Raw genomic sequence first — 9,401 nt, 5'->3', positions numbered from 1 at the left:
CCGCGCAGGAAAAGCACTACAGGATCAGGAAAACGGCTCTATATCGGAAATCAGGTCCCTCGCGTGTCCTGGCAATTTCTCCAGCAATGTAGTACCCTGAGACCTCCTGTTCGACGGTCTTCTGGCCGTAGACACTTGCCAGAGAAGACTTTAAAACCGACAGTACATTATAGCTGACAAACCCGACCGCGAAGCCAAACAGCGCCGCTTTCGGGTATCCAAGCGCTGAGATCTCAGCCTCCAGGTGATCTGAAAGCTCCTGGAACGCCCGTTCAATTGTCCAGCGCTTCCGGTAGAGAGCTGCCACCTGCTCTGCAGAAACGTCTGACGCGGGGAGGCTTGTGAGCACAACAATCTCGGTCTCTCCGTCTCGGGTCGGCTCGTCGAGCACAAGGCGCACCCGCCGCGCTTGGAGCTTCGAATCTTCCTCCGCGGTCTGCTTTTCTGCTTCCTGCCCACAATCTGCTTCCTGCCCACAAGGAGGCTCGATGCTGACAGTCTGCCGGTAGAGCATGCCATTCTCTACCCGACCGACCTCCTCCTCCCGCCCCGCTGGGGCCCACGGCAAATTCCCATGCTCTCGAATCAGAAAGCACGCTTCTCGCTCCTGGATGCCCCATAAAAACCCCCGCGTCGCAAAATTGCGGTCTGCGATCCAAAGCTCTCCCGGTTCGATTCGCCCGAGCACCCTCCCGAGCAGTCGGCGCTCTTGGGCATGCCCGTCCTCGCAAGGAAAAAAGTCGGTAATAAGCCCGGCCTCCGGGTCCAGAACCGCCAGTGCCTTGCCTGGAAGGGGGGGCGGCCGACGTCTCGCGAAGTTCCCCAATTCGGTGCTCGGTCGCCCCAATGCAACTGCCGTCGAGAACCTTTGTCCGGTAGCCTTCCAACCACGTGTGCTTCTCGCCTGGTCCTTCGCTTTCGAGTGCGCCTGCTATGGGCGCGAGTTGCCTCCCACTATATCGAACCAGTTCGGCGCAGACCCCTGTCTCAAGGGCGCTCAGTTTGTCGTAGATCGTCGTTGAGGAGACATCAATCTCCTCTGAGGACTGGTAGGCCGAATGCATCGAGGGCTCGATCGCGCAAACGACCCGGTTCATCAGGTCAAACACGGTCGAAAAGAGCAGATCCTGCGTGTATTGCTCTTCCGAGGCCTTCTCAAAAAGGTTGTCGAGCTTCTCAGGAGCGAACACGCGAGCGAGAAGGATGGCGGTGATCACGGCCATCGGACTCTTGTCGGCAAAACGCTCAAAGACGGGACCGTCCATCAGTCAAAGGCTAATCTCCAGAAACAAGGCGACAGACACGCCGAATATAGCCGTCAGACCCAGACCTTGAAAGGGGTGACGAGTGTGCCCCCACGTCAGAACGTGAGGCTAAGGCAGGGGACCACCCCCTCGATCCAACTCTAGCATATCCATGTTTCGGAGCTGGGCCGGGGGGCTCGCGGCGTGCAGCACGGGTGCCTCTATTCTGTGTCCTCGTCTTCGGTCAAGGTGCCAGTTGTGTCTCCGGGCCGGAACAGTAGGCCTCGCGCCAGCTCTTCGGCCCTGATTCCCTGAACGGTATTTAGGATGCCGTCGAGCCCATCGCCGGTTCGATAGAGGTCCGTCCGACAGTCCGCCCCCATCTTCAGTCGGCGAAGATGCGGACCACTAGCTGGACGCCTGCAGACTATCGGACCACCGTCAAGCGTTCGACGCGCACTTCACCTCTGGCCCGAAGCCGTAGGAAGTACCTGCCACTCGGCAGGCCCGACACGTTAATCTGCTTCTCTTGGTGGCCCTCCTTCATTCCGTTTACGACGGTTTCGACCTGACGCCCGAGTGCGTCGTAGAGAACGATGGTTACGTTCTGCCGACCGGGTACGGCGTAGCGCAGGGTTGCCCGGTGGCGCACTGGGTTCGGAAACGTGCTGAGTAGTGTCACATCTCTCGCTCTGCGCCGAACGGTAACCACCTGCGAGTACGAGTTCGCTCCATTCGTCTTGATCACCCTGAGCCGGTACGACAGCTGATCTGCTTCGTACGGGAGGTTCGTGTCAGTGAAGTGATGGGAAGAGGAGTCGGGGGAGGGGGGCGTTCCGGCGAGGGTATCCACCCTGCTCCACTGTCCAGCGTCAGGACGTTTCCGCTGTACCTCGAACGCGGTGTCGTCGGTCTCAACAGTGGCCTCCCACTCAAGGTGCACAGCGCCACTCTCGTAGGTCGCCTTCAGGCCCCGCACCAGCGGAGGTATTTCCGCGTCTAGGTTCTCCCCAGAGGATTTGCCCCGTGTCGGCGAGATGGTCATGGACCGCAGCACATAAATGACATTGTCTTCGTAGACGCCCCACCCTTTGCACAGGGGACGCACGCGAGCAGTAAGCTTGTCGCATCCGACGTATGAGACCGTCGTCTTCAAAGAACTCCCTGTACGTTTACGAATGCGATACTGAAGAAACTCGCCTCGCCCTAGGCCGCCAGTCACGATCTCACCACGTCCAGCTACGGCGATGGCCATGGGGCCTGCCCCTTTCCACTGAGTGGTCCCGACGCACACCCCTTCCGCGCTGTGGACGACGACACGAGCTACCACAGAATCTATTCGAGAATAGGGGAAGGGATCGGAGCGCCCGGTAGCCGAGCTGATCGAAAGGGTGTCGGGGAGAATAACAGTCGCGTTATGGGCACCATTCCTGATGCAGTTTGCAGAATCATCCTGTCCTTTACCAATCCCCGGAAGGAGAATCAGAAGTATCGAGAGCAGGAGTCTTCGGGCACTGAATAGGCCCCCGGGCGTCTCGAGGGGGCAAGTCTTCGGCACGGTGGACACGTCTGTTGGCCGATCCTTCGGAAGACGGAGCAGTCCCCGTGTAGGGCCCTGGAACCACCGAAAGAGATGAGGCATGCCCCTCTCGACGAGCTGGAAGAGAGTGGAATAAGATTTACATCATATACCAGAATAATGCACTGCACACCCCAAATCAAAATCCTCCGGGGGCCGCATTCGTCCCTGAATCTACGGTTCGGCTGACTGTGGTGCGGGCGACGAATATCACGACGTTGAGGCGGACACCGCAGCAATGGTGGGTCGGGAGGTAGCTCCTGAACCGGTCCGGCCGGGGCCTCCCCGAGCTCGACCTCGTGAGACGGTGGAGGCGTGCCTACCGGAAAAGGCGTCCTCTTTCCGTATCGTTAGACGAGTGAACGCCGTAACAGGCCAAAGCCTCCGGCTTTTCGCGGTGGAGGTGCACGATATCTTCCTCGTTGAAGTCGTGGATGGCGTTTCGAACCGTCTGGTCGGAGCCCCTGGACTTATCGGCAATCTCGGCGGGGTGCTTTCTCCAGGCGGAACGCCGCACAATCTAAGTGCGGCGAAAAGCAGAGGCCCCCTCTGATCGAAGGGCCGTCTCCAATTCCTCTTGCTCAGCGCTGGTCAGTGACCGAGGGCCGGAGGGAATCGGTTGAGATCGATGAGCGGAGCAAACACAAGTCCCCCCTCGACGAACTCCGGAATGATCCGTTGAGCCTGCACATCGGGAGGCCGAACCTCCTCCACCACTAAGGAGAGGGGGTGATGCTTTTCACCAGGGTGTCGCGGTCCAGCCCCCCGAACGTACCGAGTCCATTCTTCACTGCCGACCGGGTCGGGTCTGCCCGCACGCTGTCGGCGGGCCAGTCCGGCCCAAAGCGGGTGTAGGCGACGTAGATTCGATTTCTGTCGAGCAGAGAACAAAACTTCTCGGGCTGAAAGCCGACGGTGCCCAAAACACGTTCGGAAACCACCCGCCGGACAATCGAGGCGGGATTGAATTGCCCGATCAACGCGCCGTCGTCCCCGGAATAGAAGTCCGATACCCTCACCCAGTTGAGGGGGCCCCGCCAGGGGATTCCCACGGACATCTGGAGGAGACGCTTCCGGGACACGTTTTGGAAATTGACGAACACGTTCTGCACACAGCCGACCGCTCCATTCGGCTCGATGTCGACTTCAGTCTCCTCAGGCATTGTCGCCGTAGCCCGAGTTTTTCCATCCCCTTGCGTGATCGTAATCCGGTACCGAGTCGCTGGCTGAACGTCCTGGTCAGCGCGGAAATTGTGGGTGTATATGCCCTCGAAAAGCACGATCGAGTCGGTCAGCGTCTCAGTCCGTCCCGTCGATAAATTCTTCAGGGTGACCGTTGCGTCGAGCACGCGGGTCGAGTCCGGGGTCAAAGGAGTGTCCAGGTCCTTTACTCGAAGGAAGTGCGGACCGCCGGAGAGCGTGAGGTAGCCGTACACCGAGAAGAGACCGGCATCGTCGTCAATCGGTTGGAAGGAAGCGTCACATCCGGTTAAGAGAATCAGACCTGTTAGGGGGAGGAGGATCCAGTTCCATCCAGGGTGCGTGTGTGACATCATCAGGGAACTCCGCTAGGAAGATCTGTGACAGTGGGTGCGTCCGGCTTCGATGGGGAGAGGGTCCGTTTCCTCGGTGCGTGTAGTTCCTTAAGAGGAGAGAGGAGGAGAGGCCTCTCCACTCTCCGAGGACTCCGACCACGCCAGCCGCCCCGCGGGCCAGAGGGGGCGACCCGACACGCCCTGAAGAGCGAGGAGGATTCAATCGTCAAGCCTCAGGACCCGCTTCATCGTGTCCCGGCGTATTCCAGCGAAGACTCCGAGGCCATTTTTGACCGTGGACTGAGTCGGGTCTCCGAGCACGCTGTCGGCGGGCCAGTCCGGACCATAGTGCGTATACGCGACGATCATGATGTTCCTGTCGAGCAGCGTGCAGTAGTTTTCTTTGCGGTCGATTCGGGACCACTCGTATTCCGGAAGTACCTTCTGAACGAGTCTCCAGGCCGCGTATCCGTGCTGCGCCAGGACAGAGTCTCCGGCTGGTATTCTGAGGTCCTCACGGGTCCAGTGAAGGTTGCCGTTCCGGTACAGGCCGCCCGAAACCTGCACACGACTTTCCCCCCGAATATTTCGGAACCGCAGCGTAATGCCCTCCAGGCACTCGATCGTGTCCGACGGCGGGGGACTCACGTCCACCCTCGCATCTCGGGGTGTCGTCGCCGTGGCCCGGGTGGCGTCTCCGTCCGGCTGCTCGATTCGGAGCCGGTAGGTCGTGGCGGGCTGGATGGCCTGGTCGATCCGGAAGTTGTGCGTGGGGGTTCCCTCGAAAGCCACGATCGAATCGGTGAGCGTCTCGGCCTGTCCTGTCACCAGATTGGTCAGGGTGGCTGTTGCGTTGAGCGCGCGAGCGGAGTCCGAACCGACGGGCACATTCAGGTTCTTCACGCGCACAAAGTGAGGCCCGTCGTTGAGGGTCAGGTACCCGTGTACCGAGTACAGCCCCGCCTCTTTGTCGATGGGCGCTAGGGAAGCGTCGCACCCGGCCAAAAGCGCGGCGCCGGCAAAAAGAACCAAGATCCAGAGGGTTTTCTGGTAGGAAGTCATGGCGAAGGCGGGCTGTGCGATGGGCGGTGGAGGGGCCCTACTCGAGACGGAGCTTCGCGGAGAAGTAGGGCATGAGTGGAGACTGATTCACCCGCCGGAGGGTGTCCGCGTCGTAGTAGAACACGTTGGGGCGGTCGTAGAGATTGATGGCCCCCACCTTGGTGTCCAGCGCGAGCCGACCAGAGAGGTCAAACGACCGCTTGAGGGACACGTCGAGACGGTGGTAGGCGGGAAGCCGGGCGTTGTAGGGGCGCTGGTACAGCGTCTGGGCCGTTCCCGGGTCCTCGAGAGGGCGCTCCTGGGGAATATCGAGCGAAACGTCGAGGCCATAGATCTGGGTGTAGGGCCGCCCGCTTCCGTACTCCCAGCTTACACTGGCGGTCACGCCCATGAGCCTGCCGCTTGAGACGACGTTGAACTGATGGCGCCGGTCGTGGGGAGGAGAGTAGGAGAACACTTTCCCTTCCACCCAGGCCCCAAGATCGCCGGTCGCCGCCTCGTAGGTAACCTTCGACCAGGCGTATCCCAGATAGGCGTAAAAGGGGCCACTCCGATACTCGAGGCGGGCATTTGCTCCGTAGGCCTTGCCGGTGGCCCGGGCGGTCTCGGTGTTCACACCGACCTCGGGGGTCCACTTCGGCACGGGAATATTCGCGAGCCGCTTGGCGTACCCTTCGACGCTGACCTCAAGCGAGGAGCCCAGACGGTATCGGTACCCGAGCAACGCCTGGAAGGCGGTCGGAAGCGGATCGTCGGGCGCCGGCGGCTTCCACACGGTAAAGACCGTGCCGGCGTCCCGCTGGTCGCCGATCCCCTGGTCGATCTGTCGGTACACTCCCGCCGCGACGCTAATTTCCTGCCGGTCCGTACCGGTGGGCCGAAGCGAGAGGCGCACCCGTGGATCCGCCGAGAGGCGAACGGAATAAGTCCCCCGCACCGCAATGCTCGGAACGACCGTCAGGTAGTCAGTCGGAGCCCAGTCCAAGGACCAGTGCACCCGTACCATCCCCTGCGTCTCGCCGATTTGGTCGACCCCAGCAAACGGGCTGGGGAGCCGCGCCCCGTAGCGCCCGAGCGTGAGGCGCCCCCCAAAATCGACCGGGTACCCGAAAAGTGTCTGGGCCCCCTCCAGCATGACGTAGGCGCGCCAGCGACCGGCCTCCTGCTTCGGGGCCCCAGCAGTGACAGTCGTGTTGTGGAAGCCGGAATACCCGCCGCGGACGGAAAAGGGCTGGCTGAAGCTCTCATCGAGAAAGAAGCAGCGTCCACCAACGACGGTGTTTGACCAACTGAGAGTCCGGTCCTCCCTCGCGCCGATGCTTCCCTCATCGTGGGTAAGCACGGCTGTAATATTGCACGTCGCGTTCTGCTGTTGGAAGGTGTATCGTCCCGTCAGATCGTAGAAGCCAATTTCTGCGTCCTGCCCCCAGAGCGGCTGGGCCGTCTGTTCGAGGAGCGAGTAACGCGCGGAGAGGAGAAACGATTGTTCGCCCCGAACCAGCGGGCCCTCGACACTGAACGACGCAAGATGGGGGCCCACCGCTGCGCTGCCGGCGTAGCGCTTCGTGTTGCCGGGCCGCAGCCGGACGTCGAGAACCGAGGAAAGTGCCTCCCCGTACTCGGCCTCGAACCCCCCGGCGTACAGATCGACGCTCTGCACAGTGTTTTGCGGGAACGCCGAATAGAAACTGGAGATGTGAAACGGTCGGACGATCGGAAGGCCGTCGACCAGGTAACGGTTTTGGGTGGGGGCGCCGCCCTGGACGTAGAGCTGTCCCCCTCGATCTCCGACCGACACGACCCCCGGAAGCGTCTGGAGGTAGGACGCAAGGTCTCCGCTCGGTCCGGGGGTAGGGATGCGCCCGATCTGTTCGGGCTCGATGGTTTGGCGACCCGCCTGCCGCCTGGTCAGTTCGGGTCCGGCCTCCACCATCACCTCCTCCAGGCGCTCGGGCTCAGGGGAAAGGGTCACGCTGTAGACGCGGCGCCCCGCCCTAAGAGCAAGCGTGTCCCTGTGGGTCTCGTAGCCGACGTAGCTGATCGCGATCCGGTAGCGTCCCGGATCTAGGTTCCCCAAGGCGAGATAGCCGTCGCGGTTGGTCGCTCCGCTCCCCACCGGGACGTCGGTACTCGGAGGCCGAAGACGAACATTGGCCCCCTCCAGGGGAGTCCCGTCGTCGGCAGCCCTTACGACGAGGCGGAGCGTGGCGGTTTCCTGTGCCCGAGCAGAGGGAACGATGGAGCTGCAGACCGCGAAAAACGCAACCAGGAACGCGGTGAGAACATAACGATGCATCGGGAATCCCCCTTTTAGTGAGAACTGTATCGAAGGAGCAGATGGAGGACGCGAGGAGGACGTAGAATACACGTCACTGCACTGGAATGACTACCCGAGGGAAATACAGGCAGCGTCCGGAAACTCTAGGGAGTGGCTCTTGTGCCGAAAAGGCATCTGGACAAGCCTGCGGAACCGACTGAGGCGTTTTCGAGGGCTACACACGGATCCCCTCTCCGGATGCGGGGCCACGTTTGAGCTTGCTCTGGGTCGAGCCCCAATCAGTCCCGAGGTCCTACAGTGCATGTGTGGCGTGCAGCTCCGCTATAGACCTGATAAGAGCCAACCCGCAGGAAGGGACACCATGAAAAACTATCCAAGCATCGTAACCCTTCTCAGCCTCGCGCGTCTACCAGCATCCACAGTGCCAATGCCACCTCCCTGCAAGAGGTCGAAGTCGAGGGGGAGTGGTACACGCTAATCTTTGTATAAGAACCCCGGTCACCATGATTGGCGCACGTCACAGCAATCGCTTCGTCGTAGGCCTTCTTGTCGCGGCGGGCTTTCTTGTTTGGATGGTCGGCTGCGACAGCACGGGCAACGTGTCGACGGGCCAGGGGCAATTCACCTTGAAGCTCACGGACGCACCGGCGGACCTTGACCGTGCCGTCGTGACCGTTGATCGCGTCGAACTCGTCACTGGGGACGCGGACGAGGAAGAGGAGGACGACGACGGAGACGACGATGAGGAGGGCATCATCACCCTGATGGACACGTCCCGCCAGATTAATCTCCTCAAGCTGCAGGACGGAGTCACCACGACACTGGCCGACACCACCGTGCCGGAGGGAGAATACACACAGCTCCGGTTCGTGCTTGGGGACGAGAACTACGTGGTGGCCGATGGGGATCGCCAAAACCTCCAGGTCCCCAGTGGCAAGCAGAGCGGCATTAAGATCATTCTTCCGGACGTAGAGGTCGAGAACGACGGGGACCGCCTTTCGGTGACCCTCGACTTCGACGTGGAGGAGTCCTTCGTCCGCGCAGGCGCATCGGGCAAGTATCTCTTCAAACCAACCGTGAAGGTCAAAAGCGTGTCCGTAAACGGCGAGTCCATCGAAACCGTCGAGGTGGAGGGGGCCGTGTCCGGAGCGAGCGGCGAGTCGGTCTCGGTCGACAGCATTGGCTTTTCCGTAACCGACCAGACCGAGTTCGACGGCGACGACGGGGCGACGAGCGTCGCCGACCTTCAATCCGGTCAGGCTATCGAGGTGGAAGGAACGCGTCTTGACGACGGATCCCTCCGGGCCCGCGAGGTCGACGTTGAGGACGACGATGAGGTGGAGCGCTCGATCACGGCCCCGGTGGAGGCCCTCGGCGACGATTCGCTCACGCTGCTGGGCGTGCCCGTTGAGGTAACCAACGGCACCGAGTTCGAAGACGACCGCCGATTGGAGGGACTTAGCCCCGGAGACCGCGTGGAGGTCAACTACGAGTTCCGAGAGGGCTCACGGATCGCCCTCGAAATTGAGGACGAAGACGATTAATCCCCCGCGGCACAGGCCTACCGTTCACTGAGAACGGCTTGTGCTACAATGCGAGGTATGTGCGACGTTCTGAAAGCACGCTCCTTCCAGGGAAAAAGCACCTCCGTCGCTCTGAGCACTCAGAGCCCGTATGAGAGAAAAAGTCAAGCGTACAGATCC

General features: G+C 61.3%; 6 protein-coding genes. 1 reads left to right on the top strand and 5 read right to left on the bottom strand.

The annotated features are described in order from the left end of the window. Positions 1-16 precede the first annotated feature (16 nt). The 5 genes from ABEL04_RS11795 to ABEL04_RS11775 all read right to left on the bottom strand — a co-directional run bounded on the left by ABEL04_RS11795 (position 17) and on the right by ABEL04_RS11775 (position 7,716). Positions 17-826: a transposase gene (locus ABEL04_RS11795; protein ID WP_375802593.1), complete on the bottom strand. Its 810-nt coding sequence runs from the start codon at positions 824-826 to the stop codon at positions 17-19. Positions 827-1,671: 845 nt separating this feature from the next. Further along, entirely contained in the window at positions 1,672-2,352 is a 681-nt protein-coding gene (locus tag ABEL04_RS11790) for a T9SS type A sorting domain-containing protein (protein ID WP_375802592.1), read from the bottom strand. Between the two features lie 1,187 nt (positions 2,353-3,539). After that, positions 3,540-4,376 (bottom strand): hypothetical protein, encoded by an 837-nt coding sequence (locus ABEL04_RS11785; RefSeq protein ID WP_375802591.1) that lies wholly within the window; start codon positions 4,374-4,376, stop codon positions 3,540-3,542. A 201-nt stretch (positions 4,377-4,577) separates the two neighbouring features. Beyond that, positions 4,578-5,420, bottom strand: coding sequence for a hypothetical protein (locus ABEL04_RS11780; protein WP_375802590.1), 843 nt, complete (start codon positions 5,418-5,420; stop codon positions 4,578-4,580). 37 nt (positions 5,421-5,457) lie between these two features. Then, positions 5,458-7,716: a carboxypeptidase regulatory-like domain-containing protein gene (locus ABEL04_RS11775; protein ID WP_375802589.1), complete on the bottom strand. Its 2,259-nt coding sequence runs from the start codon at positions 7,714-7,716 to the stop codon at positions 5,458-5,460. A gap of 485 nt (positions 7,717-8,201) precedes the next feature. Between ABEL04_RS11775 and ABEL04_RS11770 the strand changes: the two genes are divergently transcribed. Continuing rightward, entirely contained in the window at positions 8,202-9,242 is a 1,041-nt protein-coding gene (locus ABEL04_RS11770; RefSeq protein WP_375802588.1) for a DUF4382 domain-containing protein, read from the top strand. The last annotated feature ends 159 nt before the right edge of the window (positions 9,243-9,401 follow it).

The organism is Salinibacter sp. (assembly GCF_042218895.1).
Lineage (GTDB): Bacteria > Bacteroidota > Rhodothermia > Rhodothermales > Salinibacteraceae > Salinibacter.
This window is presented reverse-complemented; position numbering and strand designations above follow the sequence as displayed.